The 26,236-nt window shown below is 65.5% G+C and carries 21 protein-coding genes and 1 pseudogene; 9 read left to right on the forward strand and 13 right to left on the reverse strand.

From position 1 onward, the window contains the following. The first annotated feature begins 59 nt into the window (after positions 1-59). Positions 60-1,688 carry a glycoside hydrolase family 17 protein gene (locus ACVMB0_RS26185; RefSeq protein ID WP_456798103.1) on the forward strand — a complete coding sequence of 543 codons (1,629 nt, stop codon included), beginning with the start codon at positions 60-62 and terminating at the stop codon, positions 1,686-1,688. Here the strand turns inward: ACVMB0_RS26185 and ACVMB0_RS26190 are convergent. Both ACVMB0_RS26190 and ACVMB0_RS26195 read right to left on the reverse strand, forming a co-directional pair. Further along, a complete protein-coding gene (locus ACVMB0_RS26190) occupies positions 1,648-2,028 on the reverse strand; it encodes a hypothetical protein (RefSeq protein WP_456754835.1) in 381 nt (126 codons plus the stop codon). The genes ACVMB0_RS26185 and ACVMB0_RS26190 overlap by 41 nt on opposite strands. 96 nt (positions 2,029-2,124) lie before the next feature. Beyond that, positions 2,125-3,492: a hypothetical protein gene (locus tag ACVMB0_RS26195; protein WP_461348140.1), complete on the reverse strand. Its 1,368-nt coding sequence runs from the start codon at positions 3,490-3,492 to the stop codon at positions 2,125-2,127. A 183-nt stretch (positions 3,493-3,675) separates the two neighbouring features. On the opposite strand from ACVMB0_RS26195, the gene glmU reads away from it, so the two are divergent. Beyond that, a complete protein-coding gene (gene glmU, locus ACVMB0_RS26200; RefSeq protein WP_461348141.1) occupies positions 3,676-5,034 on the forward strand; it encodes a bifunctional UDP-N-acetylglucosamine diphosphorylase/glucosamine-1-phosphate N-acetyltransferase GlmU in 1,359 nt (452 codons plus the stop codon). A 153-nt stretch (positions 5,035-5,187) separates the two neighbouring features. Here the strand turns inward: glmU and ACVMB0_RS26205 are convergent, their stop codons facing one another. The 7 genes from ACVMB0_RS26205 to ACVMB0_RS26235 all read right to left on the reverse strand — a co-directional run bounded on the left by ACVMB0_RS26205 (position 5,188) and on the right by ACVMB0_RS26235 (position 10,325). Further along, a complete protein-coding gene (locus ACVMB0_RS26205; RefSeq protein ID WP_456754832.1) occupies positions 5,188-5,364 on the reverse strand; it encodes a hypothetical protein in 177 nt (58 codons plus the stop codon). Continuing rightward, a complete protein-coding gene (locus tag ACVMB0_RS26210; RefSeq protein ID WP_456754831.1) occupies positions 5,361-5,681 on the reverse strand; it encodes a hypothetical protein in 321 nt (106 codons plus the stop codon). Before ACVMB0_RS26210 ends, ACVMB0_RS26205 begins: the two co-directional genes overlap by 4 nt. A 9-nt stretch (positions 5,682-5,690) precedes the next feature. Further along, a complete protein-coding gene (locus ACVMB0_RS26215) occupies positions 5,691-6,008 on the reverse strand; it encodes a hypothetical protein (protein WP_461348142.1) in 318 nt (105 codons plus the stop codon). 72 nt (positions 6,009-6,080) lie between these two features. Next, positions 6,081-6,536, reverse strand: a complete 456-nt coding sequence (locus tag ACVMB0_RS26220) for an Hsp20 family protein (RefSeq protein ID WP_456754829.1) — start codon at positions 6,534-6,536, stop codon at positions 6,081-6,083. Between the two features lie 859 nt (positions 6,537-7,395). After that, the gene (locus ACVMB0_RS26225; RefSeq protein ID WP_461348143.1) at positions 7,396-8,979 is read right to left on the reverse strand and encodes a solute symporter family protein; all 1,584 of its coding nucleotides are present in this window, start codon (positions 8,977-8,979) and stop codon (positions 7,396-7,398) included. Between the two features lie 13 nt (positions 8,980-8,992). Continuing rightward, on the reverse strand, positions 8,993-9,295 hold the full coding sequence (locus tag ACVMB0_RS26230) for a DUF485 domain-containing protein (RefSeq protein ID WP_461348144.1): 303 nt from the start codon (positions 9,293-9,295) through the stop codon (positions 8,993-8,995). Positions 9,296-9,374: 79 nt separating this feature from the next. After that, positions 9,375-10,325: a LysR family transcriptional regulator gene (locus ACVMB0_RS26235; protein WP_456754826.1), complete on the reverse strand. Its 951-nt coding sequence runs from the start codon at positions 10,323-10,325 to the stop codon at positions 9,375-9,377. A 165-nt stretch (positions 10,326-10,490) separates the two neighbouring features. Here ACVMB0_RS26235 and ACVMB0_RS26240 point away from each other — a divergent pair, with 165 nt between their 5' ends. Both ACVMB0_RS26240 and ACVMB0_RS26245 read left to right on the forward strand, forming a co-directional pair. After that, positions 10,491-11,576, forward strand: coding sequence for a carbon-nitrogen hydrolase family protein (locus ACVMB0_RS26240; protein WP_461348145.1), 1,086 nt, complete (start codon positions 10,491-10,493; stop codon positions 11,574-11,576). Positions 11,577-11,711: 135 nt separating this feature from the next. After that, entirely contained in the window at positions 11,712-12,506 is a 795-nt protein-coding gene (locus ACVMB0_RS26245; RefSeq protein WP_461348146.1) for an adenylate/guanylate cyclase domain-containing protein, read from the forward strand. A 208-nt stretch (positions 12,507-12,714) separates the two neighbouring features. Here ACVMB0_RS26245 and ACVMB0_RS26250 read toward each other — a convergent pair whose 3' ends face one another. After that, complete coding sequence (locus ACVMB0_RS26250) at positions 12,715-13,929, reverse strand: sensor domain-containing diguanylate cyclase (RefSeq protein ID WP_461348147.1); 1,215 nt, start codon at positions 13,927-13,929, stop codon at positions 12,715-12,717. A gap of 462 nt (positions 13,930-14,391) precedes the next feature. On the opposite strand from ACVMB0_RS26250, the gene glmS reads away from it, so the two are divergent. Further along, on the forward strand, positions 14,392-16,218 hold the full coding sequence (glmS, locus tag ACVMB0_RS26255; protein WP_456754822.1) for a glutamine--fructose-6-phosphate transaminase (isomerizing): 1,827 nt from the start codon (positions 14,392-14,394) through the stop codon (positions 16,216-16,218). Between the two features lie 95 nt (positions 16,219-16,313). Then, positions 16,314-17,102, forward strand: coding sequence for a DUF502 domain-containing protein (locus ACVMB0_RS26260; protein ID WP_461348148.1), 789 nt, complete (start codon positions 16,314-16,316; stop codon positions 17,100-17,102). Positions 17,103-17,230: 128 nt separating this feature from the next. Here the strand turns inward: ACVMB0_RS26260 and ACVMB0_RS26265 are convergent, their stop codons facing one another. Then, a complete protein-coding gene (locus ACVMB0_RS26265; protein WP_461348149.1) occupies positions 17,231-17,518 on the reverse strand; it encodes a GIY-YIG nuclease family protein in 288 nt (95 codons plus the stop codon). A gap of 123 nt (positions 17,519-17,641) precedes the next feature. Further along, positions 17,642-19,750 (reverse strand): ATP-dependent DNA helicase RecG, encoded by a 2,109-nt coding sequence (recG, locus tag ACVMB0_RS26270; RefSeq protein ID WP_461348150.1) that lies wholly within the window; start codon positions 19,748-19,750, stop codon positions 17,642-17,644. A 143-nt stretch (positions 19,751-19,893) separates the two neighbouring features. Here recG and ACVMB0_RS26275 point away from each other — a divergent pair, with 143 nt between their 5' ends. The 3 genes and pseudogenes from ACVMB0_RS26275 to ACVMB0_RS26285 all read left to right on the forward strand — a co-directional run bounded on the left by ACVMB0_RS26275 (position 19,894) and on the right by ACVMB0_RS26285 (position 24,805). Next, positions 19,894-20,184 (forward strand): FAD assembly factor SdhE, encoded by a 291-nt coding sequence (locus ACVMB0_RS26275; RefSeq protein ID WP_456754817.1) that lies wholly within the window; start codon positions 19,894-19,896, stop codon positions 20,182-20,184. Then, positions 20,181-23,700 (forward strand): annotated as a pseudogene (gene mfd / locus ACVMB0_RS26280) (transcription-repair coupling factor). The gene ACVMB0_RS26275 and the pseudogene mfd overlap by 4 nt, the downstream one beginning before the upstream one ends. 550 nt (positions 23,701-24,250) lie before the next feature. Further along, entirely contained in the window at positions 24,251-24,805 is a 555-nt protein-coding gene (locus tag ACVMB0_RS26285; RefSeq protein WP_461348151.1) for a hypothetical protein, read from the forward strand. A 164-nt stretch (positions 24,806-24,969) separates the two neighbouring features. Here the strand turns inward: ACVMB0_RS26285 and ACVMB0_RS26290 are convergent, their stop codons facing one another. Beyond that, positions 24,970-26,196: a GGDEF domain-containing protein gene (locus tag ACVMB0_RS26290; RefSeq protein ID WP_461348152.1), complete on the reverse strand. Its 1,227-nt coding sequence runs from the start codon at positions 26,194-26,196 to the stop codon at positions 24,970-24,972. Positions 26,197-26,236: the final 40 nt, after the last annotated feature.

Here is a 26,236-nt window from a genome sequence, read left to right on the forward strand (position 1 = left end):
ACCTAATCCCGCTCTTGGCAGATGGGCTGTGACCGGCTAATTCGACGGTCCCCCGGAGGATGGAACCGATTTCGCTTCGTACGCCACTGGCGCTTCTCCTGATCTCGCTCGTCGTGATTGCTTCCGTGTGGTGGTGGCTCGCCACGCCGATCACGCTCGCGCGTGCGCCGATCGATCCGGCCGCAAAGCTGCAATGCGTGTCCTACACGCCGTTCCGCGGCGCCCAGACGCCGCTTGATCCTACGACACAAGTCCCGGTCGAGCAGATCGAGCAGGATCTGACCGATCTCGCCAAGGTCACCGACTGCGTGCGCACCTATTCGATCGAGAACGGCCTCGACCAGGTCCCCGGCGTTGCGGCCAAGGTCGGGCTGACGGTGATGCAGGGCATCTGGCTCAGCAGCAACCGCTTCAAGAACCTGCAGCAGATCGCCATCGCAGTCCGCCTCGCCAAGGAATATCCCGGTGTCGTCACCTCGCTGATCGTCGGCAACGAGGTGCTGCTGCGCGGCGAGATGACGGCCGCCGATCTTGCCGGCAACATCCGCGCGGTGAAGGCTTCGGCCGGCAATATCCCGGTCACCTATGCCGACGTCTGGGAATACTGGGTGAAGAACCGCGAGATCTATGACGCGGTCGATTTCATCACCATTCACATCCTGCCGTATTGGGAGGACATCCCGATCAAGGCCAAATACGCCGCGGCGCATGTCGACGATATCCGTAAGCGGATGGCGGTGACGTTTCCCGGCAAGGAGATCCTGATCGGCGAGACCGGCTGGCCGAGCCAGGGGCGGATGCGGGAGGGCGCACTGCCGTCGCGCACCAACCAGGCGCGGGTGGTGTCGGAGATCCTCGACCTCGCCAAGCGCGAGGGCTTTCGCGTCAACCTGATCGAGGCCTATGACCAGCCCTGGAAGCGCAAGCTCGAGGGCACCGTCGGCGGCAATTGGGGCCTGTTCGATTCGATCAAGCGGCAGGTGAAGTATCCGCCGGGCGTTGCGATCAGCAACTATCCCGACTGGAAGCTGCAGATGGCCGGCGGCATGGCGCTGTCGGTCGTCACCTTCCTGGTCGCCTGGCTGACGTTGCGGCGCCGGCCCTGGACGCCGCGGCCGGCGGCCTGGATCGCGGTCGGCCTTTCGGCGACCACGGCGGGGACGCTGCTCGGGATCGCCGGCGACAAGATGTATTACGAGAGCTACGGCGTTGCCGGCTGGCTGCATTGGGGCGTGCTGCTGGCGGCCGGCATCGCCGCGCCGCTATTGACCGCGCATGCGCTGATCGCCGGGCGCTCGCTGCCGACCTTCCTCGAACTGGTCGGACCGCGCGACTATCGCGGCAAGGGTATGTTCGGGGCGGTGCTGGCGATCGTGCTGGCGGCGACCACCGTGATCGCGGCCGAAGCCGCGCTCGGCTTCGCCTTCGATCCGCGTTACCGCGATTTCCCCTATGCCTCGCTGACCATGGCCGTGGTGCCGTTCGCGCTGCTGACCATGCTCAACCGTCCGAAGGAGGGCGTCCGGCCGATTGCGGAATCCGTATTCGCCGGTCTGCTGGCGATCGCTGCCGCCTATACCATCTTCAACGAGGGGACGATCAACTGGCAGTCGGACTGGACCTGCGTGATGTTCCTGCTGCTGGCCGCTACGCTGTGGCGGGCGCGGGCCGCGCAAAACCCAGGATAAACAGTCCGATCGCCAGGCCCGACAGCACGACGTTGTAGAGCACGATGCCGAGCCCCGCGGCGATCAGGCCGGCGGTGAGCAGCACGATCGACGGCCGCGTCAGATTCAGCACGGCGATCACCAGCGCCGTGATCCCGAACACCGAGTTCTTGAACAGCACGGTCGAGAGCGCGCGGGCCTTGCAGAGCATGGTCTGCCCGCCGGCGTCGCAGGCCAGCGCGACCGGAGAGAACTCGATGGCCAGATAGCGCACATACAGCGCGTAGCCGACGGTGAGGAAGCCCACGACCAGCAGGAACTGGACCTGATAGGGGGAGAGGCGGAACGGTGGTTTGGTCATCGCGGCACTATGGTCGGGAAAGGGGGCGGGGACAAGGCTCGGCGTAAGCCGCGAAATCGGTCGAGAATTTGGCCGCAATCCATTGGCCTGGCATCATCATTGGCTGTTGCGCCGGAACATCGAGGAGATCGTCGAAGGCTCCGGCTTCTTGTCCTCGGCAACAGCCTGCTGCGGCGGCGCCACGGCCGCGCGCTTCGGCACGAACCGCCGGTGCGGCACGGCCGGCCTGGCTGCGGCGGGCGGCTCGTTCAAGGCCAGCCGCTGGCCGTCATAGACCGCGGTCTCGCAGGTCCGCTGGACCAGGCTGAGACCGGCGCAGATCTTGGCGGCGGTGCCGGCGTCGTTCAGCGGTCCGGCCACCAGGCGCAGCTGCATGCCGAGCCCGTTGCCGTTCTCCTTGATGACGATGATCGGCCGCAGCGCGGCCAGCGCGGCATTGGACTTCGACTTCAGCAGGCCCCGCCACAGCGCGCGCAGTCCATTGACCGAATTTGCCGTGCCGAGATCGACGCCGAACTCGGTGCGCTGGATCTGGGCCTTCGGCGCGTCCGCCTCGTCCTCCGCGTCGGCCTCGGGATCCGCCTTGATCACCGGCGGTGGATTCGGCGCCACGCCCGCATCGCTCGCGGTCGGCGGCTTGGCCGTTTCGGCCGGCTTGGTCGAGGCGGGATCGAGCGATGCCAGCTGAGGCCTATCAGTCAGCGGCTTGTCGGAGGGCGGCGGCGCAGCGGCTTTGGTGTCCACTGCGGTGGCCGCAGCAGCGGCGCTCATTGGACTGGCAACGGACGGGGCGGCGGACGAAGCCGGCGGCGCATTGTCGGAGGCGGGCGGCCCCTCCGCGGCGACTTGCGGCTTCGGCGCCGCGGGTGCTGGTTTCTTGTCGGCGGCGGGCTTTTCAGCCGCCGCAACGGGCTTCTCGATCGCTGCGGGCGGCTTGCTGTCGGCAGATGCCGGCACCTTGTCGGCCGTCGGCGGCTTGTCCGACGCAGCCGGCGGTATCGTGGCGACACCGGCGACGGTTGGTGCCGGCGCCGGGGCAGCTTGTGACGAATTGGCTGTTGCGGGCGGCGTTAGGGCTGGCGCCGCCGGCTGCTTGGCGATCGCGCCGGTCACGGAATCCAGGCCTTGTTCCAGTGTGGTGACGCGCGAATAGAGCCGGTCGCGATCGGCGTTCAGCGTATCGATCGCTGAGGCCAGCCGGCGCGTCTCGTTGTGGCTCTCCTTGGCCAGCGTCTGCAATTGCTGGGCCTGGCGTGCGACGTCGGTTGCGGCGATCTGATCGCGCTTCAGCGTCAGCGCCGACTGGTTGGCCATTACCGCGACGGTGACTGCGCCGACCGCGGCCACGCCCCACGACCCGAGCCGCCAGAGCATGCGACGATCGAAAGCATCCTCCTCAGCCAAAAAGCCGGAGCTGCTCTCGGTGTCGAATTCCGCCGCCAGATTGTCGCGATCTTTGGCCAAAGCCCGCTTGGCCCTCCTCAAGGCCCGCCGAATCACGAGGCAAAGATTAACAGGAAATGGATCGGGAACTTGAATCCGGAGCGCCACGGAGGCGAATCGGTTTCTTCCGGCGGGGAAAACAATTAAAGACGGCCTCGAACCAAGTTTGGCGCAGCGAGCTGCGCGCGAGATCGAGGATTGCGAATGACTGCGCGAACCAGCCTGACAGTGGTGCTTGCGGCCGGCGAGGGCACGCGGATGCGCTCGTCGCTGCCGAAGGTGCTGCACCCGGTGGCCGGGCAGACGCTGCTGGCGCATGTGCTCAATGCCGCCGCCTCCGGCGACGGATCGCAGCTCGCGGTCGTGATCGGCCCTGACCATGAGGCGGTTGCCGCCGAAGCCCACCGGGTGCGGCCCGACGCGCAGACCTTCGTGCAGCGCGAGCGGCTCGGCACCGCGCATGCGGTGCTGGCCGCGCGCGAGGCGATCGCCCGCGGCGCCGACGACCTGCTGGTCGCGTTCGGCGACACGCCGCTGATCTCGGCCGAGACCTTTGCGCGCATGCGTGCGCCGCTGCGCGAGGGTGCTGCGCTGGCGGTGCTCGGCTTCCGTGCCGCCGACCCGGCCGGCTACGGCCGTCTGGTGGTCGAGAACGGCAGACTGGTCGCGATCCGCGAGCAGGCCGACGCCAGCCCCGAGGAACGCAAGATCACGCTGTGCAATGCCGGCGTGATGGCGTTCGACGGCAAGACCGCGCTCGCGATCATCGAGAAGATCGGCAAGGCCAATGCCAAGGGCGAATTTTATCTGACCGATGCCGTGACCATCGTCAAGGAATTGGGACTGGAGGCCGTCGTGATCGAGACCAGCGAAGACGAAGTGCGCGGCATCAACACCAAGGCGCAGCTCGCCGAGGCCGAGGCCGTGATGCAGGCGCGGCTGCGCAAGCAGGCGCTCGAGGCCGGCGTGACCCTGATCGCGCCGGAGACCGTCTATCTCGCCGCCGACACCAAGTTCGGCAAGGACGTCGTGATCGAGCCGTTCGTGGTGATCGGCCCGGGCGTTGCGATCGACGACGGCGCCGTGATCCATGCTTTCTCGCACATTGTCGAGGCCAGCATCGGCAAGCAGGTGTCGGTCGGTCCCTATGCGCGGCTGCGGCCCGGCACCTCGCTCGGTGACGGCGCGCGGATCGGTAATTTCGTCGAGACGAAGGCCGCGACGCTCGAGGCCGGCGTCAAGGTCAACCACCTCTCCTATGTCGGCGACGCCCATATCGGCGCCAATTCCAACCTCGGCGCCGGCACCATCACCTGCAACTATGACGGCTTCCTCAAGCACAGGACGCTGATCGGCGAGGGCGCCTTTGTCGGCACCAATTCGTCGCTGGTCGCGCCGGTGACGATCGGCAAGGGCGCCTATATCGGCTCCGGCTCGGTCATCACCAGGGACGTGCCCGACGATGCGATGGCCATCGAGCGCAGCGAACAGTCGATCCGCGACGGCGGCGCGGCGCGCTACCGCGCGGCGAAGCTGAAGGCGAAGGCAGCGAAGGGGAAGTAGTCTTCTCCTTTTGGCGTGATCGCGAACCTGCCGCCACACCAAGATGTCGTCCCTGCCTGGCGCGCACCAGGCAGGGACGACAAGGAGTATGCGGCGCAGTCAACGGGACACGCGCTGAATTCTCGCGACACACTTCTTGCTCGTCGCGGCTGGTCAGGCCGCACGCGCAGACGCGCCATAAAGCAGATCGTTCAGCATCTGTCGTTCCTTCTCGATTCTTCGCGTGAGCAGCTCGCGCTCGTGGTCCGATTTCGCGGTATCGAGCAGGAATTGATAATGGCTGATGACCTTTTCGCTCCCACGTATGAGCAGACGCTGCAGCTCTGTCATGGCCGGCCCTCTCCTGACTGCCCGACAATTTGCTCGTTCGCCGGCGGATCAAGGACAAGAGGCGGTATGTCGGCCGCCAACACCTGCATCGCTGCCATCTCTTCAGTAAGACGTCGGTTGACGAAATCGCGTTCCAGGTCGGAAAGCTCGGTGCCGAGCAGCCGCCGATATCGGCCAACATTGTTGCGATGTGCGCGCAGCCGTTCGAGGCGCTCATCGATCTGTTCCGAAGTTCGCTGCCGATCTTTGTTGAACCTTGACCACCAGCGATCTTCAATCCTGTCGATGACTTGCTTCGGAAGCCTGATCTCGGTCATGGGCCGCTCCTATGCAGCAGCGACGCTGCGCTCGGTGGAGTGGAGCCGGGCCGGCCTGCCTCCTGGCGGTTCGCGCGGATCGTCAAGGGTGCGCAGCGCGTCGAGGATATCGCCGACTGGAACGGGCGATCTGAGTTCTGGAGGCGCGCGCAGAGCAGGATTGGATGCGACGGCGCAGGCATCCGAAGCCCAGGATGCCAGAATGGTTCTCTTCGCCGCCACCGTCAGGCAGGGATCGCGCAGCACATCGCGCGGATGTTCGTATTGCCTGCCTCTGGGCAGGCGAAATGCAAGGACATTGTCGACAGTCGCGGTCGTCGGCCGCATGGGTGCCTCCATTCTTGAGACGAAGCCAGAGATGAGGAGCCGCGCTCCAGCGGAGCGCGGCTTTGCGGATCGTTAGGCTGCCACGCCCTCCAACTGGCGCGTCGCCTTGCTTGGAACTGCATTGATCGCAATTCGCCTCGGCTTCATGGCCTCCGGCACTTCACGGGCGAGCTCGATCCTGAGCAGGCCGTTATCGAACGACGCGCTCTTGACCTCGACGTGATCGGCCAGGCTGAACAGTCGTTTGAAGCGACGTGTCGAGATGCCCTGATAGATGTACTCACGCTCGGCCTTTTCGACCTTCGTGCCTTCGATGGTCAGAACGTTCTGCTCTGCCGTCACCGATATCTCGTCAGGGGCAAAGCCGGCGATCGCGAGCGCGATCTGGTACCGATCCTCGGCAAGCCGTTCGATATTATAGGGGGGATAATTGTCTTCGCCGGCACGTTGGACGGTCTCGGCGAGGTCAAAGAGCCGATCAAAGCCAATGGCTGACCGGAACAGGGGAGAGAAGTCGTATGTGCGCATAGCCAAATCCTCCATAGAGCAAGATGGATATGAATGGCACCGGACACGACCGGTGCCCGTCTCGCCCGGGCCCGACTGGCGCCCAGGTGCTGGCCCCGCAAGGGCGTAGCGAGCAAAAAATTAGAAAACCGGTTTCGGAAGTCAAGAAGTGTCGTGAAAAAAAGTCGGCCTTGGCCGGTCGTGCGGGGAACGACTGCCGGACCTGCCGGCGGGGTGGTAGCCGCGGCCGGAGACGTGTCCGACACGGCGTGAGATAGCTCATCCGTCGGACGCATTGAGGCTGCCATCAGCGGCAGGCTCGGCATCCTCCACAAGCGATCATCTGCCAAGCACAGCCGCCAGCCGAGCCGGGGCGTTCGGGCGAATGGCCGGTTTTGCAGCTTGAATCACGGGGAGCGGGATTTCACCAAACCAAGAGCCAAGCCACGCTTGCGATCAGGGTCACAAAGGACACCGCCGCGGCGCAGACAAAGGCGATTTCCACTCCGTCGATATGGTGGTGGTTCGCCGGCATGTCGTCCCGTCCTAGATCGGGCCCCGTGGGCCTGATGACATCAGCCATTCCGTCAAATGAGCCGTGGTCTCATCGTGTCGCGCCTTCCTCAGCAATGCTTCTCGCTCTCGACTGGGCGGAAGCGCCTTAGCCCGTTTGCGCAGCGCTTTGGCTTCCTGGGCGAGGCGTTCTTCAAGGGGGAAAATCTGCTTAACCCGGCGTCGCCGCTTCATGGCTCTCCTCTCTCCAATGCTGACGTTCGCTGCCCCAAAACAGCAAAAATCCCGACGGAGAGAAAAGTTCCGATGCCGTTCGCGTCACAGATGGACGTCCGCGCCGGCTACGCGATCGGGATTGCCGACAGGCTCAGGCCGCGCTCTTCGCCCGGGCGGGCTCGTTGGCGCTTGGCTGGACCGGTCCAAGCAGGATGCGCTGCTGCATCTCGTCAAAGGCGAGATCGGCATTCTTCTCCCGCGTGACCAGCGACAGCAGGATCGCGACCGCAAAGGACAGCGGCATGCTGATGATCGCCGGATTGCGCAGCGACACGAACCACCATTGATGCTCGATCGCGGCCAGCGGCTTGCCGAGGATGTCGACCTGGATGGTCGGCGACAGATAGATCAGCACCAGCGAGCTCAGCGTGCCGACCAGGATGCTCGCGACCGCCGCAGGCGTCGTGAAGCGGCGCCAGGTGATGGCGAGCACCAGCGAGGGGAAATTGGCGGCGCAGGCGACCGAGAACGCGAGCCCCGCCATGAAGGCGACGTTCTGGCCTTCGAATGCGATGCCGAGAATGATGGCGAAGATCGAGATCATGACGGTCGCGATCCGCGCGACCTTGAGCTGCTCGGCCTCCGAGGCGCTGCCGTTGCGGATCACATTGGCCCAGACGTCGTGGCAAAGCGTGGCGACGCCCGACAGCGTCAGCCCGGCGACGACGGCGAGCATGGTCGCGAACGCGACCGCGCAGATGAAGCCGAAGAACGCATTGCCGCCGACGGCGAGTGCGAGCAGGGGTGCGGCCATGTTGCCGCCGCCTCCGGCCTTTGCCACCGCCTCGGGACCGACCAGCACCATCGCGCCGAAGCCGATGATGAAGACCATGAGGTGAAACACGCCGATCAGGCCGGTGGCATAGAGGATCGACAGCCGCGCGGCCTTGGCATCCTTCACCGTGTAGGCCCGCATCAGCACATGCGGCATCGCGGCGGTCCCGAACATCAGGCCGAGCCCGAGCGAGATCGCGTCCCACTGTCCCGAGACCACCTTCGATCCCGGCTGCAGGACTCTGCTGCCGTATTTCTCGGACGCCGCGGCGAACAGCTTCAGCGGGTTCATGTCGAAATGGGTCAGCACCAGGAAGGCGAGCAGGATGCCTCCGCCCATCAACAGCGCGGCCTTCACCACCTGCACCCAGGTCGTCGCCAGCATGCCGCCGAACAGCACATAGACCAGCATCATGCTACCGACCACGACGACCGACCAGGTGTAGGGCAGGCCGAACAGCAGCTTGATCAGCGATCCCGTCGCGACCATCTGGGCGATCAGGTAGAACAGGATGACGGCGAGGGTGCCGACCGCACCGGCGAGCCGCACCGGGCGCTGGCGCAGGCGATAGGCCACCACATCGGCAAAGGTGAAGCGGCCGACATTGCGCAACGGCTCGACGATCAGGAACAGGATGATCGGCCAGCCGACCAGCCATCCGATCGAATATATCATGCCGTCGAAGCCGTTCGAGGTGACGATGCCGGCAATGCCGAGCAGCGCGCCGGCGCTCAGGAAATCTCCCGCCAGCGCCCAGCCGTTCTGCCATGGCGTAACCTGGCCGCCGGCGGCAAAGAAGTGCTCGGTGGTGCGCGTGCGCCGCGCGGCCCAATAGGTGATCGCCAGCGTCAACGCCATGAAGGCGAAGAAGAACCCGATCGAAAGCGTGCTGCTGCCCATCTGCTCTGCCTCTTCAGCGAAGGTCGCGGATGCCGGCGTCGAACACCCGGTTCGCCCACAGCACGTAGATCAGGCAGAGCACGAAGGACGAGATGATGACGAGCGGGCCGAGCACGATGCAAAGCGACAGCCCGGGCGCCAGGATAGTGCCGAGCAGCGGCTTGTCGAACGCGAACAGCGCCATGAAGCCGAAATAGATCACGATCATCGCAGCGCTCAGGATGAGCGCGACGGTCAACCGTCGCTTGGCAAGTCGCTTGGCAAGTGCAACGCCGTTCGGCGTCGCCTTGGCATTGCCCGGACTCATCGCGTTCATATCGGCCCCCATCAAACCTTCAGCGCGCAACGCCTTGCGCCGATCGGGCAAGCTTCAGCCGGGCTCCGATGGAAGGGAATTATGGATTTTTGCAATCTGCTGTGCGCGGCTGCGGCACGGCGTCGGCCAGCGAGACCTGCATGTCGGGGTCCTGCTTCAGGGTATTCTTCAGGAACGCGCGGACGGCGCGGATGCGCGGGGCAAATTGCAGGTCGCTGTGCACATTGAGCCAGACCTCGCGAGCGGTGCTGGCGAGGGCTGGCAGAACGGGGATGAGGTCGGGCCGGTTATTGGTGGCAAAGCTCGGCAGCATCACGATGCCGAGGCCGCCTGCTGCCGCATTCATCTGCGCGATCATGCTGTTGGAGTGGAAGGCGACCTTCGGCTCCTCGATGACGTCGGCGAGCCAGCGCACCGAGTCGACCTGGACCAGATCCTCGATATAGGACACGAACCAATGATCCCCGAGGTCGCGCAGGCTTGCCGGCATGCCGTGACGGTCGAGATAGTCCTGGCTCGCGAACAGCCCGAGCCGGAACTTGCCGATGCGCTCCGAGATCAGGCCCGGACCGGGCGGCCGGAAGAACGACACGAACAGGTCGGCTTCGCGCTTGTGGACGTAGACCGTCTGGGCTGACGTGACGAGCTCGACGGAGAGTTGCGGCGCGCTGCGGCGCAGCTTGGCGAAGCGTTGCGCCAGATAGAGCGAGGCGATCCCCTCCATGGTCGCGAGCCGCACCGTCCCGGCGAGCTCCTGGGTATCGCTGGCGCTGGCTTCCTCGCGAATGGCGATGACAGCGCTCTCGACCCGCTCGGCATGCCGCAGCAGCCGCTCGCCGACGTCGTTGAGCTTGAGGCCGGTGCGGTGACGTTCGAACACCGCAATCCCGAGCGAGGCTTCCATCTGGGCGATGCGCCGGCTGACGGTGGAATGGTCCAGCCGCAGCCGCTTGGCTGTCTGGCTCAAATTGCCGGCGCGGGCGGCGCAGAGAAACACCCGCAAATCGTCCCAGTTGATCGTATCGAACATGACCTGCCTCCGGATTGCGGCCCCTCGTCAGTCAGCAAAGCAATTCTCGTTCCAGCGCCCGGCGGCTCCGATCCTTCGCAACCGGCCTTGCGACAATTCCCATGCATGCCGCCAAGGCCGGGATGATACCGCTTCGCTCCCCTCATCCTAGCCGGGATTTTCACGATGCTCCCTCGTTTCAAGGCTGCTGCCGTCCACGCCGCGCCCGTCTTCCTCGACAGCCGGGCCACCACCGAGAAGGCGATCGCCATCATCCGCGAGGCGGCCAGGGCCGGCGCCGAGCTGATCGCGTTTCCCGAAACCTACATTCCCGCCTTTCCGGTCTGGGCCGCGCTGTGGCCTCCGATCGACAATCACGACCTGTTCGTGCGCATGGCTGAGCAATCCGTGCTGGCGGACGGACCTGAAGTCGCGCAGCTGTGCGCCGAGGCGCGCGCCCTCGGCGTCACAGTCTCGATCGGCATCAGCGAGCGTTCGGCCGTCAGCGTCGGCGGGCTGTGGAATTCAAACCTGTTGATCGGCGAGACCGGCGACATCCTGGTCCATCATCGCAAGCTGGTTCCGACCTTCTATGAGAAACTGGTGTGGTCGTCGGGCGACGGCGCGGGCCTTCAGGTCGCCGAGACGCGGCAGGGCCGGATCGGCGGGTTGATCTGCGGCGAGAATACCAATCCGCTGGCGCGCTTCGCGCTGATGGCGCAGGGCGAACAGGTGCACATCTCGAGCTGGCCGCCGATGTGGCCGACCCGGCGTCCGGCCGGCGGCGGCAATTTCGACAATGTCGCCGCCAACCGCATCCGCGCCAGCGCCCACTGCTTCGAAGCCAAGGTGTTCGGAATCGTGACCGCCGGCTACATGGACGCGGCGATGCGCAGCTTCCTCATCGAACGCGACAGCAGCATCGCCGACGTGATCGACCGGACGCCGCGCGCCGCGAGCTTCTTCGTCGATCCGACCGGGGTCGTGTTCGGCGATGAATTGCAGGACCAGGAGGGCATCGCCTATGCGGAGATCGATCTCAATCGTTGCGTCGAGCCGAAGCAGTTTCACGACGTGGTCGGCTATTACAACCGCTTCGACATCTTCGGCTTGACGGTCGACCGCAGCCGGCTGACCCCGGCACGATTTCGCGATGAGCCCATCGCGGAAGCGCAAGACGAGGCAATGCCTGCCATCGATGCCGACGCCGGATCGAACGAGCAGGGGCGCGAACTCATCAGGCTCCAGAGCGGTCGCATGTTTCGCGCCTGACACCGATTCGAGCGTCTGCGCAACTGCCGGTCGCCGGCGAAACACTTCTGTGAACCACTCCTGTTGCCAACGCGGGAATGTCTGATTACGCTCGACGAGTAAGCCTCAAGCGCTCGTTCGACCGGCCGGACGTTCATGCCCAAATTCCTTCGCATCGGAGTCCATCAATCGAACGTGTCGGGATACACGTCGAAGGCCTGGTGCATTCGACGGACCGGATCGACGGTGTTCCTGAAGTGGGGCGCGGTGGAGGTTCACGGCGCTGGAGCCGGGCGAAAGGTCTACTGGACGTTTCCGCCGCAGGAAAAAACCATTCGCTGCCGTACGGTGCCGCGTGCCCAGGACTACACCAAGGCCGCCATCGCGCGGCGGCGCAGCCATCGCTATGAGCCTCTGACCGGAAACATCGCGAATCGGCGCCCGACCATCGATCGGGACTCACAACTCAAACAGGCGCTCGCCACGATCCTCTATGTCGACATCGTCCGATCCACCGAAAAGGCCGCGCGGCTCGGCGATACGCGCTGGGCGACGGTGATGAATCACTACTACGTCGCGGTGCGCAGGGAGCTGAAGGCCATGCGGGGCAAGGAAGTCGTGACGACGGGGGACGGTCTGCTGGCGACGTTCCGCGCGCCGGCGGCCGGGATCCGTTGCGCGACCGCAATCCGCGACGCCGTGCGCACGCTCGGGCTCGAGATCAGGGTAGGGCTGCATGCGGGCGAATACAAGGTGAGCGGGGCGGAGGTGATCGGTCTTGCGTTTCACATCGGCGCGCGTGTCGCAGCGAAGGCGCGGGCCGGCGAGGTGCTCGTCTCGAGCGCGGTCAGGGATCTGATGGCGAAGTCCGAAATCCGCTTCAAGGACCGCGGCCCGCACCAGCTCAAGGGCGTTCCGGAGCGCTGGCGGCTCTATCTGGTCGAACATTGAGGCAACCACTCGTCATTCCGGGGCGCGCCTCTTGGCGCGAGCCCGGAATCCATCGGACGTCAGAGCAACTGGTGAAATGGATTCCGGGCTCTCGCTTAGCCTGTCATCGGGCCGCGCTTTGCGCGGACCCGTTGGCGAGCCCCGGAATGACGACGGAGAGAGGTTGGCTACTTTGCGCCGACTGGCTTCCACACTCCAAAGGCGCTCCTCAGGTAAAGGCGACCTCGATCCTGTTGTCGGCCTTGCCCGTGATCCGGCAGGCCCGCGACAGCGCGTCGGCGGCGATGGCGAGCTTGAACTGATCGGGGATGCCGGACGTGGACAGCACCTCGATGGTCGCCGTCTGGCGCGACAGTCCACGCACCGTACAGTCGATGGTGGAATGGCCGGCATTGAAGCTGATCGTACCGGCCTTGAACACGCGCCGCGCGGTCGGCGCAATCGACGGCGCACGATCCACCCAGGCCAGCGCCTGGTTGCGGCCGCCCTGTTTGGCGCCGTACATCGCAAGATCGGCGTTGCGCAGCATGTCGTCGAAGCAATTGCCTGGCGACAGGGCCGCGCCGCCGAGGCTGCAGGTGACGCGGATCGTGCCGGCCGGCGTCTCGATCCGGGTCGCGGCGACGGCGGCGCGCACCTTCTCGAGCACGCCCATCGCCTGGTCGAGCCCGGTGTGCGGCAACAGGATGCCGAACTCCTCGCCGCCGAGCCGGCCGATCGTGTCGGAGCTGCGCAGCGCGCAACGTGCAGCGTCCGCGACCGCGGCCAGCACCATGTCGCCGACGGCATGGCCGTAGGTATCGTTGACCGACTTGAAGTGATCGACATCGAGCACGGCACAGGCAAGCGGACTGAGATGCCGCCCGGCCAGCGCGGTCAGCCGCTCGCCTTCGCCGCGGAAGGCACGCCGCGACGAGCAGCCGGTGAGGCCATCCTGCATCGACAGGTTACGCAGCATCAGTTCGTCGACGGCAATGGCCGCAAGATCGCACAGCATGCTGATGGCGTCGGCATCGAAGTCGCGCGGGCTGGTATCCATCGCGCACAATGTCCCGACCACCGCGCCTGAAATCTTGAGCTGCGCGCCGGCATAGAAACGGATATGGGGCTTGCCGTGCACGAAGACGTTGTCGGCGACGCGCGGGTCGCGCAGCGTGTCCGCAATGACGAGTGGGTGGTCCTGCGCGATCGCAATGTTGCAGAGCGCCGGTCCGCGTGCGGTCTCGCGATCCTGCATGCCCTCAGAGGCCTTGAACCACTGCCGATGGCCGTCGATCAGCGTCAGCGTCGACATCGGTACGCGAAAGATCTTCCGGCATAGTCCGGTCAACCGGTCGAAGGCAAGCTCGCGTGGCGTGTCGAGGATGTCGAGTTCCGCGAGCACATCCAGTCGCGGCGTCTCACGATCGTGCGTGGTTTGCATCAGGGTACCTCCGGCGGCGGCACCCTCTCCGAAAGGCGTTAACGAGGCGTTGACGCGGCTTGCAGCGTTTGTCGGCGGTGGTTTGCATCGGTCTTAGGCGGCGGTGGTGCAACACACACATCATGCGCAAACATGCCGCGACCATTCCGACCGGAATCTTTTGCGGTCTGGTGACTCACTTCAGCGCCCGCGCGGCTCTACCAATGGACAGAGACCGGACAGCTGGTAAGGCTGTTCCGGAAGACGCACGACGGCTCAAGCCGGGCTGCCGACGAGAGCGCCTGCCGACGCACTCTTGCCAAAATGGTTAGCCCCGATTAACCAGCCTTTCGCATCGATGCGGCCGTTTAAGATTGTCGCAATCGGCAATAATTATTGAGTATCGCGCGGCCGGCGATTCCCGTTAAGGGACCGTGTCGCCGCTTCGGCAAATTTTCGGCGATTTTGGGGACATTGAACCGCATGTGCGGCATCGTCGGCATTCTTGGACGCGCTCCGGTCGCGGAGCAATTGGTGGATTCGCTCAAGCGGCTCGAATATCGCGGCTATGATTCCGCCGGTGTCGCCACGCTGGAGAACGGCGGCCTGGCGCGGCGCCGCGCCGAGGGCAAGCTGAAAAATCTCGAGGCCCGGCTGGAAGCCAAGCCGCTCGGCGGCCATACCGGCATCGGCCACACCCGCTGGGCCACCCATGGCCGGCCGACCGAGAACAACGCGCATCCGCACGCCACCGAACGCGTCGCCGTGGTGCATAACGGCATCATCGAGAATTTCCGCGAGCTGCGCGACCATCTCGAAGCCAAGGGCGCGGTGTTCTCGACGGAGACCGACACCGAGGTCGTGGTGCATCTGGTCGACGATCTGCTCAAGGGCGGCGTCGCGCCGGTCGAGGCGGTGAGGGCGGTGCTGTCGCAGCTGCGCGGCGCGTTCGCCCTCGGCTTCATCTTCGCCGGCCATGACGATCTGATGATCGGCGCCCGCAACGGCCCGCCGCTCGCGATCGGCCATGGCGACGGCGAGATGTATCTCGGCTCGGATGCAATTGCGCTCGGGCCGTTCACCGACACGATCAGCTATCTCGAGGACGGCGACTGGGTGGTCTTGAACCGCAAGGGCGCCACGATCTTCGACAAGGACAACGCCATCGTCCACCGCGAGGCGATCAAGCACACCACCGCGACGGCGCTGGTCGACAAGGCGAACTACCGCCACTTCATGGCCAAGGAGATCCACGAGCAGCCGGAAGTGGTCGGGCACACGCTGGCCCGCTATGTCGACATGGCGACCGAGCGCGTCACCATGCCGGTCAAGCTGCCGTTCGACTTCAAGGATATCCAGCGCGTCTCGATCACGGCCTGCGGCACCGCGAGCTATGCCGGTTTCGTCGCGAAATACTGGTTGGAGAGGCTGGCGCGGCTGCCGGTCGAGCTCGATGTCGCCTCCGAATTCCGCTACCGCGAAGCGCCGCTGCGCAAGGGTGACCTCGCGATCTTCATCTCGCAGTCCGGCGAAACCGCCGACACGCTGGCGGCGCTGCGCTACGCCAAGTCGCAGGGCGCGCACACGCTCTCGGTCGTCAACGTGCCGACCTCGACGATCGCGCGCGAGAGCGAGACCGTGCTGCAGACGCTCGCCGGTCCCGAGATCGGCGTCGCTTCGACCAAGGCGTTCACCTGCCAGCTGATGGTGCTGGCCTCGCTCGCGGTTGCCGCCGGCAAGGCGCGCGGCGAGCTGTCCGATGCCGACGAGGCCAAGCTGGTGCATGGCCTGGTCGAAATTCCGCGGCTGATGTCGGAAGCGCTCACCACCGAGCTGCAGATCGAGAAACTGGCGCGCGAGATCGCGAAGTCGCGCGACGTGCTCTATCTCGGCCGCGGCACCAGCTATCCGCTGGCGCTGGAAGGCGCGCTGAAGCTGAAGGAAATTTCCTACATTCATGCCGAGGGCTATGCCGCCGGCGAGCTCAAGCACGGGCCGATCGCGCTGATCGACGAGCACATGCCGGTCGTGGTGATCGCACCCCACGACAAGGTGTTCGAGAAGACCGTTTCCAACATGCAGGAGGTCGCCGCCCGTGGCGGCAAGATCATCCTGATGACCGACGCCAAGGGCGCCGCGGAGGCCACCATCCAGTCGCTGGTGACGATCGTGATGCCGGACATGGGGGCGACCTTCGCGCCCATGGTCTACGCCGTCCCGGTGCAGCTGCTCGCCTATCATACCGCCGTGGTGATGGGCACCGACGTCGATCAGCCCCGGAATCTGGCCAAATCGGTCACGGTCGAATAGTCGCAAGCGGGGCCGGTACGCGGCCCTTCAAAAATGCGCCGGAATGGCTTAGCTGGGTGGTGGACTACGGCCGCTTCGACGACCCTGGAACCGCAATGACTTCCAACCAAGTGCCTCCCGCCTCGACGGGTGAATTGCCCCCGGATGCCCCCCGCGGGCTGATGGCGCGTTTTCGCACCTATTTCCTGACCGGCCTTGTGGTGGCCGGGCCGGTCGCGATCACCCTGTATTTGACCTGGTGGTTCGTGAACTGGGTCGACAATCTGGTCCGCCCGTTCGTGCCGACGGCCTACCGGCCGGAAACCTATCTGCCGTTCGGGCTGCCCGGTTCCGGCCTGATCGTCGCGGTCATCGCGCTGACGCTGCTCGGCTTCCTCACCGCCAATCTGATCGGCCGCACCCTGGTCGATCTGGGCGAGCGGCTGCTCGGCCGGATCCCTGCGGTGCGCGCGATCTATCGCGGCCTGAAGCAGGTGTTCGAGACGCTGTTCTCGGGCAACGGCTCGAGCTTCCGCCGCGTCGGCCTGGTCGAGTTTCCTTCGCCCGGCATGTGGTCGATCGTGCTGATCTCGCAGGCGCCGAACGCCGAGCTCGCGGCCAGCCTGCCCGGCGAGGAGGAGCATATCTCGGTGTTCCTGCCCTGCGCGCCGAACCCGACCACCGGCTTCTTCTTCTACGTGCCGAAGAGCAAGATCATCGAGATCGAGATGAGCACCGAGGATGCCGCGACGCTGATCATGTCGGCCGGCGTGGTGCAGCCCGGCTCCACCGACCAGAAGCGCGCCGCGGCACTCGCCGGCATGGCCAATGCCGCGCGCATTGCCAACCAGGGTACGGCCAACCAGGCCTCGCTGCAGCCGGCGGCGCCGGCCAAAGTCGAGTAGGAAGCCGCCACTCCATCCCCGTCATTGCGAGGAGCGAAGCGACGAAGCAATCCATGGTTCCGAATATGCGGAGCGATGGATTGCTTCGCTCCGCTCGCAATGACGGTGGCGAGGGGCGGCGAGTACACCTAGATCAGCGTGTCGTAGAGGTCGCTCCAATCTGGATTCTGTGCCTCGATCAGCGCGATCTTCTTCGCGCGGCTGCCGGCCTTGATCTGCTTTTCTCGCGTGATCGCGTCGTACATGGTTTCGTGCAGTTCGTACCAGACTAGCAGCTTGCAGCCGTACTTCGCCGAGAAGCCCTTCACCAAGCCCTCGCGATGTTCAAATGAACGCTTGGGCGGATTGGCGGTGACGCCGGTGTAAATGGTGCCGTGACGCTTGTTGGCGAAGATGTAGACGCACGGTTGTTTCATGATGGTCCCCACCTGCAAGTATACACCGTCATTGCGAGGAGCGAAGCGACGAAGCAATCCATGGTTCCGCATATGCGGAGCGATGGATTGCTTCGCTCCGCTCGCAATGACGGCAGAAGACGGCTACCCCGCGCCGATCAGCGGCACGGCCTCATCGCGTTCGTAGAGGTAGAGCAGAACGCGCAGCGCTTCGCCGCGGTCGCCCTTCAGCTTCGGATTGTCCTTCATGATCCGCAGCGCCTCGTCACGGGCCTGGGTGATGAGCTGGCCGTGCACCTCGGAACGCGCGATGCGGTAGCCGGGCAGGCCGCTCTGGCGGATGCCGAGCACGTCGCCTTCGCCGCGCAGCTTGAGGTCTTCTTCCGCGATCCGGAATCCGTCGGTGGTCTCGCGGATCACCTTGAGCCGCGCCTTCGACATCTCGCCCAGCGGCTCTTTGTAGAGCAGCAGGCAGGTCGACGCTTCCGAGCCGCGGCCGATGCGGCCGCGCAGCTGATGCAGCTGCGCCAAACCAAAGCGCTCGGCGTTCTCGATCACCATGATGGTCGCCGCCGGCACGTCGACACCGACCTCGACCACCGTGGTCGCGACCAGCAGCCCGATCTCGTGCGCGGCGAACTGCGCCATCACGCGATCCTTTTCAGTGCCCTTCATCTGGCCGTGCACCAGGCCGACGCGATCGCCGAACCGCTGCTGCAGGCTCTCGAAACGCTCGGTCGCGTTGGTCAGATGCTCGGTGCCTTCGGCCTCGGACTCGTCGACAAGCGGGCAGATCCAGTAGACCAGCTTGCCGGCGCCGAGCGCGCGGCCGACGCCATCCATGACGTCCTCGATCCGGCTCATCGACACGGTACGGGTCTCGATCGGCTGGCGTCCGGCCGGCTTCTCACGCAACTCCGAAACGTCCATGTCGCCGAAATAGGTCAGCACCAGCGTGCGCGGGATCGGCGTCGCGCTCAGCACCAGCACGTCGACGGCCTCGCCCTTGGAGGTCAGCGCAAGGCGTTCGCGCACGCCGAAACGATGTTGCTCGTCGACCACCGCGAGCGCCAGGGCCTTGTAGATCACGTCGTCCTGGATCAGCGCATGGGTGCCGACCAGGAGGTCGATCTCGCCGGCCTCGAGCCGCGCCAGCAGCTCGCGGCGCTCCTTGCCTTTCTCGCGGCCGGTGAGGATCGCAACCCGCATCCCGGCGCTCTCCGCGAGCGGCGCGATGGTCTTGATGTGCTGGCGCGCCAGGATTTCGGTCGGCGCCATCAGCGCGGCCTGCTTGCCGGCCTCAGCGACGGCGGCGGCGGCCAGCAGCGCCACCACGGTCTTGCCGGAACCGACGTCGCCCTGCACAAGGCGCAGCATCCGCACCGGCTGTTGCAGGTCCGCGATGATCGCCGCGACCGCCTCCTGCTGCGACCTGGTCAGCGCATAGGGCAGGGCGTCGATGATCTTCCGGCGCAGATGGCCGTCGCCGGCGTTGCGCACCCCCGCCGGGCGGCGCAGCGTGGCGCGGATCAAAGCGAGCGCGAGCTGGCCGGCGAGCAACTCGTCGAACGCCAGGCGCGACCAGAACGGGCCGTCGGGCAGGATGTCGGTCAGCTCGACCGGAACATGGACGCGGGTCAGCGCCTCCCGGATCGGCGGGAAGTTGCAACGGCGCAGCACCTCGGGGCTGATCCATTCCGGCAGCTCCGGCAGCTTGGTCAGCGCCTGCGCGATGGCGCGGCGGAGCGAGCCGATCGCAAGCCCCTCGGTCAGCGGATAGACCGGATCGATGCCGGAGAGTTTTGCAAAGCCGGCCTCGTCGACGACGCGGTCGGGATGCACGATCTGCGGGATGCCGTCATACATCTGAAGCGTGCCGGAGACGTAGCGCTTCTCGCCGACCGGCAAGAGCTTCTCGACATAGCCGGGCTGGGCGCGGAAGAAGGTCAGCACCACATCGCCGGTATCGTCGCTGGCATAGACCAGATAGGGCGCGCGCGAATTGCGCGGCGGCGGCGGGCGATGGCGGTCGACGGTGACCTCCAGCGTCACCATGGTTCCGACCACGGCATCGCGGATCTTCGGCCGCGTCCGGCGATCGATCACGCTCGCCGGCAAATGCAGCAACAGGTCGACCAGCCGCGGCGTCTCGCTGCGGTCGAGCAGATAGCGCAACAGCTTCTCCTGCTTCGGGCCGACACCCGAAAGCGTCGTGACCGGGGCGAACAGCGGATTGAGCAGGGTTGGGCGCATCGGCGTCCTTTACACACGACTCACGTCATGCGCGCAAGGAAGCCTCAAAAGACGGCGAATGAGGGCTGACATCGGGCACCGCCGTCGCTATATCAAGCCCGCCCGGCACGTCCGGGCTTTTGGCGTTCGAATGGATTTGGGACATGACGGGATCGACACGATCGAGCCACGGGCTCGATGACCGCCGCAAGCGGCTTTTGTTTCGCTGCTGGCACCGCGGCACCCGGGAAATGGACCTGATCCTCGGCCGGTTTGCCGATGCCGAGATCGCCGGCCTGTCCGATCAGGAACTCGGCGAGCTCGAGCATCTGATCGAGGTGCCGGATCCCGACCTCTATGCCGCGCTGACCGGCGACAAGCTGCTGCCTTCAGAATACGCCACCGCGCTGTTTGCCCGCATCAAGGCGTTCCGGATCGCGGATCCCAGCGCATGAAGCAGCCGATGAAATCACCGGCCGCGATGCTCGCGCCCGGCCGGGTGCTGACCATCGCCAACGTCGCCGAGGGCGCCGAGGGGCTCGTGATCTCCGACCTGGCGCGCGCCATCGCCGCGCAGCCGAAGCGGTCGGCGGTCAGCCTTGCCGTGGTATGCCGCGATGGCGCGCGGATGCAGCAGCTCGCCCGCGCGCTGGAGTTCTTCGCGCCCGACATCGCCGTGATGCAGGTTCCGGCCTGGGACTGCCAGCCCTATGACCGCGTCTCGCCGCATTCCGCCATCCTGGCGCAGCGCCTGACTGCGCTGGCCAAGCTGTCGCGGCTGGTCGGCAGTGACAAGCCGCTGATCGTGCTCACGACTGTGAACGCCGCCGTGCAGCGCGTGCCGGCGCGCGGCCAGGTCGCCGCGCAGGCGCTGTCGGTTGCGCCCGGCAATGTGGTGCCGATGGACTCGGTCGTCGCATGGCTCGAGCACAATGGCTACACCCGATCGTCCACGGTGCGCGAGCCCGGCGAATACGCCGTCCGCGGCGGTATCCTCGATCTGTTTCCGGCCGGCCTCGAGCAGCCGGTGCGCTTCGACTTCTTCGGCGACTCGCTGGAATCGATCCGCACCTTCGATTCCGAAACCCAGCGCACGCATCTGGACATGCGCGGCCTCGATCTGGTGCCGGTCTCGGAGTTCCAGCTGACGACCGAGACCATCCGCCGCTTCCGCATGGGCTATGTCGCGGCCTTCGGCGCGCCCGAGCGCGACGACCAGCTCTATGAGGCGGTCTCGGAGGGACGGCGCCATCCCGGCATGGAGCACTGGCTGCCGCTGTTCCAGGAGCAGATGGACACGCTGTTCGACTATCTCGACGGCGCGACGATTGCGATCGAGCCGCAGGGCGAGGACGCCGCGCGCGAACGCTTCACGCAGATTGCGGATTACTATGACGCGCGGCGGGAGGCGCTGGAGCATCCCGGCAGCGGCGCGATCTACAAGCCGTTGCCGCCGGACAAGCTCTATCTGACCGAGGCCGAATGGAGCAGGCTTCTCGGCGAGGCGCCGCTGGCGCGGCTGACGCCGTTCGCGGTGCCCGAGGGCTCGCCCGATGTGTTCGATGCCGGCGCGCGGCAGGGCCGCAATTTCGCGCCGGAGCGCGCCGACAGCAACATCAACGTGTTCGAGTCCGTGGTCGGCCACATCGGCGCGCTGCAATCGCAACGCAAGAAGGTCGTCGTCGCGCTGTGGAGCGAGGGCTCGCGCGACCGCATGGGCGCGATGCTGCGCGACCACAAGCTGCTCAACACCACGAGCGTCAACACCTGGCGGATCGTGCAGGCGACGCCACGCAACGAGACCATGCTGGCCGTGCTCGGCATGGAATCCGGTTTCGAGACCGACGAATACGCCGTCATCAGCGAGCAGGACATTCTCGGCGACCGCCTGGTGCGGCCGCGCAAGGCGAGCCGCAAGCTCGACAATTTCATCTCGGAGGTGACGAGCCTGGCGACCGGCGATCTCGTCGTGCATGTCGAGCACGGTATCGGCCGTTTCGTGGGCCTGCAGACGCTGGAAGTCTCCGGTGCGCCGCATGACTGCCTCGAGCTGCACTATGCGGCGGAGACAAAACTGTTCCTGCCGGTCGAGAACATCGAGCTGCTGTCGCGCTACGGCTCCGACAGCGCCAATGTCGAGCTCGATCGTCTGGGTGGCGGCGGCTGGCAAGCGCGCAAGGCCAAGCTCAAGAACCGCATCCGCGAGATCGCGGGCGAGCTGATCAAGATCGCCGCCGAGCGGCAGCTGCACGAGGCGCCGAAATTCCCGCTGCAGCCGCACGTCTATGACGAGTTCTGCGCGCGCTTCCCTTATGACGAGACCGAGGACCAGCTCGGGGCGATCAATTCGACCTTGAAGGATCTCGAGATCGGCCGTCCGATGGACCGGCTGATCTGCGGCGACGTCGGCTTCGGCAAGACCGAGGTGGCGCTGCGCGCGGCGTTCGCCGTGGCGCTCGAAGGCCGACAGGTTGCGGTCGTGGTGCCGACCACGCTGCTGGCGCGGCAGCATTCGCGGACCTTCACCGAGCGCTTCAAAGGCTTCCCGGTCAATGTCGCGCAGGCCTCGCGGCTGGTCTCGACCAAGGAGTTGAACCAGGTCAAAAAGGGACTCGCCGATGGCAGCGTCGACATCGTCGTCGGCACCCACGCGCTGCTCGGCAAGGCGATCAAGTTCAAGGACCTCGGCCTCTTGATCGTCGACGAGGAGCAGCACTTTGGCGTCAGCCACAAGGAGCGGCTGAAGCAGCTCCGCGCCCAGGTCCACGTGCTGACGCTATCGGCGACCCCGATCCCGCGCACGCTGCAGCTGGCGCTGACCGGCGTCCGCGAACTTTCGATCATCGCCTCGCCGCCGGTCGATCGCCTCGCGGTGCGCACCTTCGTCGCGCCGCACGATCCGCTGATGATCCGCGAAGCGCTGCTGCGCGAGCGCTACCGCGGCGGGCAGGCGTTCTACGTCGTGCCGCGGATCGAGGACCTCGCCGGCGTCAAGGACTTCCTCGACAAGAACGTGCCGGAGATGAAGGTCGCGGTTGCCCACGGCCAGATGCCGCCGACCGTGATCGAGGACATCATGTCGGCGTTCTACGACGGCAAATACGACATCCTGCTGTCGACCACGATCGTCGAGTCCGGCCTCGACATCCCGAACGCCAACACGCTGATCGTGCACCGCGCCGACATGTTCGGCCTCGCTCAGCTCTATCAGCTGCGCGGGCCGCGTCGGCCGCTCCAAGCTGCGCGCCTATGCGCTGTTCACGCTGCCGGCGCAGCAGAAGATCACGGCGCAGGCGGAGCGGCGCTTGAAAGTACTGCAATCGCTGGAGACGCTCGGCGCCGGCTTCCAGCTCGCCTCGCACGACCTCGACATCCGCGGCGCCGGCAATCTGCTCGGCGAAGAGCAGTCCGGCCACATCAAGGAAGTCGGCTTCGAGCTGTACCAGTCGATGCTCGAGGAGGCGATCGTCAACCTCAAGGCCGGCGTCGCCGAGCCCGCTGCCGACCGCTGGTCGCCGCAGATCACGATCGGCATGCCGGTGCTGATCCCCGAGGACTATGTCAACGACCTCAGCGTGCGGTTGTCGCTGTATCGCCGGCTCGCCGATCTCGACACCGACGAGGACATCGACGCCTTCGCCGCCGAGATGCGCGACCGCTTCGGCGTGCTGCCCGACGAAGTCCGCTATCTGTTCAAGGTCGCCGCGATCAAGGCCTATTGCCGCCGCGCCAATGTCGGCAAGGTCGATGCCGGCCCGAAGGGCGCCGTGATCGCGTTCCGCGACAACAGCTTTGCGCATCCGGAGCGGCTGGTGACGTTCATCCGCCAGCACGGCCAGGCCGCCAAGGTGCGGCCCGACATGAAGGTGGTGTTCTTCCAGGAGTGGGACACGCCCGAAGAGCGGCTCGCCGGCACGACCGAGATCCTGCGCCAGCTCGCCAACCTCGCGGAAAGCAAGAAGGCGGCGTGAGGGCAATTGTGGATTTCATAGACACGGCCTTGTCAGCGAAGGTCGACTCAACAAGTCTAAGTGCCCCCTAGAACACTCGTCTCAGGGTCAACTAGGGTTTGCCGCCATCGGCACCCTTCTGTGATCCGGCCTGGCAGGGCGGGAGGTTGCCACAGCGCGCTCCCGCGTAAGCCGAGGGAGTGAGCCTGCGGGCAGTATGTCCCGCGCAACAGAAAGGACTTGGCCATGATCAGACATGGCGAAGGTCCAAAGGACGTGTTTGTCAGTTCGTATGGGCGTTGGCGTGAAGGGCGCTACGAACGCGTGTGCAGTTCACATCGCGCATCGTGGCACCGGATGAGCCTACGGTCATCGCCTGATCAACTCGACTTTGGCTTTTGACGACGGGAAATATCGGTTTCGCCGTCATCCGCCGATGGCGGCATCTTCTGGCCGCGTTGAGCTTTGGCCAAGGTTCTTCAGTGTTGCGTTGAATGCGTCTTCGGGATCGATGGCCTCTGCTTCGCGGGCCGCGTCTCGGAACATTGCAACCTAGGACTTCTCTTCCGCCATGACTGACGACCATCGAACGCTTCAAATCAATAAGATCGATGCTGCCCAGAGACAGCTTCAGACCGCTATCAGGATGTGGTTTTACGATATCGATCCCGTCTCAACTCACGCCCTCGCGTTTGCGGCTTACGAAGTCATCCACGCCGTTAGCAAGGCTCGCAATCCCGACCGAGAGGATTTGCTATTCGATTCCAAAAGTATCAAGCCGGGGGAGAGAAGCAAATTCATCCGCTATTTCAAGGAACCGGCCAATTTCTTCAAGCACGCTGACCGAGACCCGGACGATTCTTTCGCCTTCACGCCGGGCTTAACTCAAATCCTGATTTTCTATGCGGTCCACGGCGTGGAGCTGTGCGGTGAAAAGATCGCCACCGAGTTGCTAGCCTTTCAGTATTGGCTCCAGATTGCAAATCCCCAAATCCTGTCGGAGCAAGCCCGCAAAGTGCTCATGGAGAGCGGCATGATCGAACATTTTGACCATCTTAAGCGGCTTTCGAAGCACGAGTTTTTCGAGATGTGGATTCATGTCGCGCAAGGGCGCCGAGCGAGCTAGTGAGCCCTGCCGTCCGGCTTCCTCTTCCTGAGGTCCCTGATGTGAGACAGCTTTCTCCGCGTCACTGCGAGGAGCGGAACGACGAAGCAATCCGTCCTCCCGCGAGCGCGGAGAGATGGATTGCTTCGCTTCGCTCGCAATGACGTTGTGGTGCGATCTCGGCGTTACGACGCCGCGCGCTCCGGTGTCCCGAACAAGCGTCCCAGCAGCGACTGGGCGGAATCGCCCGGCAGCAGCGTTGCGACGCTGACGGCGGGCTCGGCCCTGATGTCGCGGCGGCCGTTCTGGGTGTGGCGCATCACGCTGGCCAGGCGCCGCGTGATCGCCTGGGCGTTGCGCTGGTCGGTGCCGGCGAAGGCCACGACGAGCGAGCGGTCGTCATATACCGCGCCGAAGTCGGCCTGGCGCATCAGCCGGCTGATGATCCGCGCGCCGTCGAATTGCGCGCGCGGCTGCGTGGTGTCGAAGGTGAAGCGGGCCACCGAGAGCGCGCCGCCGCGCTCGGAGGTCTGGTAGACGGCGGTTGCGAAGTCGCGCTCGAATGCGGCCTTGGTGAGCAGGCCAGTGCGCGGATCGAGCAGGCCCTTGGCGTCGATCGCCTTGAGCATGCGGCCGAGCCGCGCCTCGAAGGCATGCTGGCGGATCATCGGCAGCGCCATGTCGGCGACGCGGGTCGGACCGGCCGTGACGATCTCGAGATTGGGCAATTCGTAGCGCGGCGTCAGCTCGCCCGAGGCGACGATCACCGGCAACGGGCGGAAGCGGACGTCCTCGGTCAGCACGGTCAGGAACGCATCCATCACGCGCGGCGTGAAGCCTTCGGCCAGTACGATGCCGTCGATGTCGCGGCTACTGAGATGCTTGGCGGCGGCCTCGATGCTGAGCGCACCGACCACGCCGGCGCGTTCGCCGAGCGCGACCGACAGCGTCGGGTAGGCGCCACCGCGGCCGATCAACAGCGCAGTGGCTTCGCCGATGGGATCGATATCGGACATCGCGATCGGGGCCGGCGGCACCAGGCGGCGCATCACGGTCGCATGCAGCGCGCGAACCCGTAAGGAGGCGTTGAGCCGGGCGACCAGGCGGTCCGGCAGTCCCTTCTTCTGAAAGAACGCGATCACGGTGTCGGGCAGGGTGGTCGCCGGATCGATCGCGATCAGCGGCAGATAGGGCGCGCGGGCGGCAGCGCGCTTGGCCAGCCCGGTCAGCGTGACGAAGTCGACGCCCTCGGCAGCCGCGATGATCGCCGCCGGTTTGACCTGCTCGATGGCCCGTCCGACCTCGTTCCAGTCGGTGACCACGACCGGGAACAGCTTCGTCTCATCGAGGGCCGCGGCGAACGGCGGCTTTGCCGACGCCGATACGATGAGGACCGGACCTTGTTGAGACATTCGAACGCTCGAAACCAATGCTCAGGAACAGCAACGGCTG

This window comes from Bradyrhizobium sp. USDA 4451 (genome assembly GCF_054822585.1).

What these genes read in the sequence shown, in the direction of transcription:
- ACVMB0_RS26185 (WP_456798103.1), top strand. Translation starts at nt 60, where the DNA reads ATGGAACCGATTTCGCTTCGTACGCCACTGGCGCTTCTCCTGATCTCG.
- ACVMB0_RS26190 (WP_456754835.1), bottom strand. Translation starts at nt 2,028, where the DNA reads ATGACCAAACCACCGTTCCGCCTCTCCCCCTATCAGGTCCAGTTCCTG.
- glmU (WP_461348141.1), top strand. Translation starts at nt 3,676, where the DNA reads ATGACTGCGCGAACCAGCCTGACAGTGGTGCTTGCGGCCGGCGAGGGC.
- ACVMB0_RS26205 (WP_456754832.1), bottom strand. Translation starts at nt 5,364, where the DNA reads ATGACAGAGCTGCAGCGTCTGCTCATACGTGGGAGCGAAAAGGTCATC.
- ACVMB0_RS26210 (WP_456754831.1), bottom strand. Translation starts at nt 5,681, where the DNA reads ATGACCGAGATCAGGCTTCCGAAGCAAGTCATCGACAGGATTGAAGAT.
- ACVMB0_RS26215 (WP_461348142.1), bottom strand. Translation starts at nt 6,008, where the DNA reads ATGCGGCCGACGACCGCGACTGTCGACAATGTCCTTGCATTTCGCCTG.
- ACVMB0_RS26220 (WP_456754829.1), bottom strand. Translation starts at nt 6,536, where the DNA reads ATGCGCACATACGACTTCTCTCCCCTGTTCCGGTCAGCCATTGGCTTT.
- ACVMB0_RS26225 (WP_461348143.1), bottom strand. Translation starts at nt 8,979, where the DNA reads ATGGGCAGCAGCACGCTTTCGATCGGGTTCTTCTTCGCCTTCATGGCG.
- ACVMB0_RS26230 (WP_461348144.1), bottom strand. Translation starts at nt 9,295, where the DNA reads ATGAACGCGATGAGTCCGGGCAATGCCAAGGCGACGCCGAACGGCGTT.
- ACVMB0_RS26235 (WP_456754826.1), bottom strand. Translation starts at nt 10,325, where the DNA reads ATGTTCGATACGATCAACTGGGACGATTTGCGGGTGTTTCTCTGCGCC.
- ACVMB0_RS26240 (WP_461348145.1), top strand. Translation starts at nt 10,491, where the DNA reads ATGCTCCCTCGTTTCAAGGCTGCTGCCGTCCACGCCGCGCCCGTCTTC.
- ACVMB0_RS26245 (WP_461348146.1), top strand. Translation starts at nt 11,712, where the DNA reads ATGCCCAAATTCCTTCGCATCGGAGTCCATCAATCGAACGTGTCGGGA.
- ACVMB0_RS26250 (WP_461348147.1), bottom strand. Translation starts at nt 13,929, where the DNA reads ATGCAAACCACGCACGATCGTGAGACGCCGCGACTGGATGTGCTCGCG.
- glmS (WP_456754822.1), top strand. Translation starts at nt 14,392, where the DNA reads ATGTGCGGCATCGTCGGCATTCTTGGACGCGCTCCGGTCGCGGAGCAA.
- ACVMB0_RS26260 (WP_461348148.1), top strand. Translation starts at nt 16,314, where the DNA reads ATGACTTCCAACCAAGTGCCTCCCGCCTCGACGGGTGAATTGCCCCCG.
- ACVMB0_RS26265 (WP_461348149.1), bottom strand. Translation starts at nt 17,518, where the DNA reads ATGAAACAACCGTGCGTCTACATCTTCGCCAACAAGCGTCACGGCACC.
- recG (WP_461348150.1), bottom strand. Translation starts at nt 19,750, where the DNA reads ATGCGCCCAACCCTGCTCAATCCGCTGTTCGCCCCGGTCACGACGCTT.
- ACVMB0_RS26275 (WP_456754817.1), top strand. Translation starts at nt 19,894, where the DNA reads ATGACGGGATCGACACGATCGAGCCACGGGCTCGATGACCGCCGCAAG.
- ACVMB0_RS26285 (WP_461348151.1), top strand. Translation starts at nt 24,251, where the DNA reads ATGACTGACGACCATCGAACGCTTCAAATCAATAAGATCGATGCTGCC.
- ACVMB0_RS26290 (WP_461348152.1), bottom strand. Translation starts at nt 26,196, where the DNA reads ATGTCTCAACAAGGTCCGGTCCTCATCGTATCGGCGTCGGCAAAGCCG.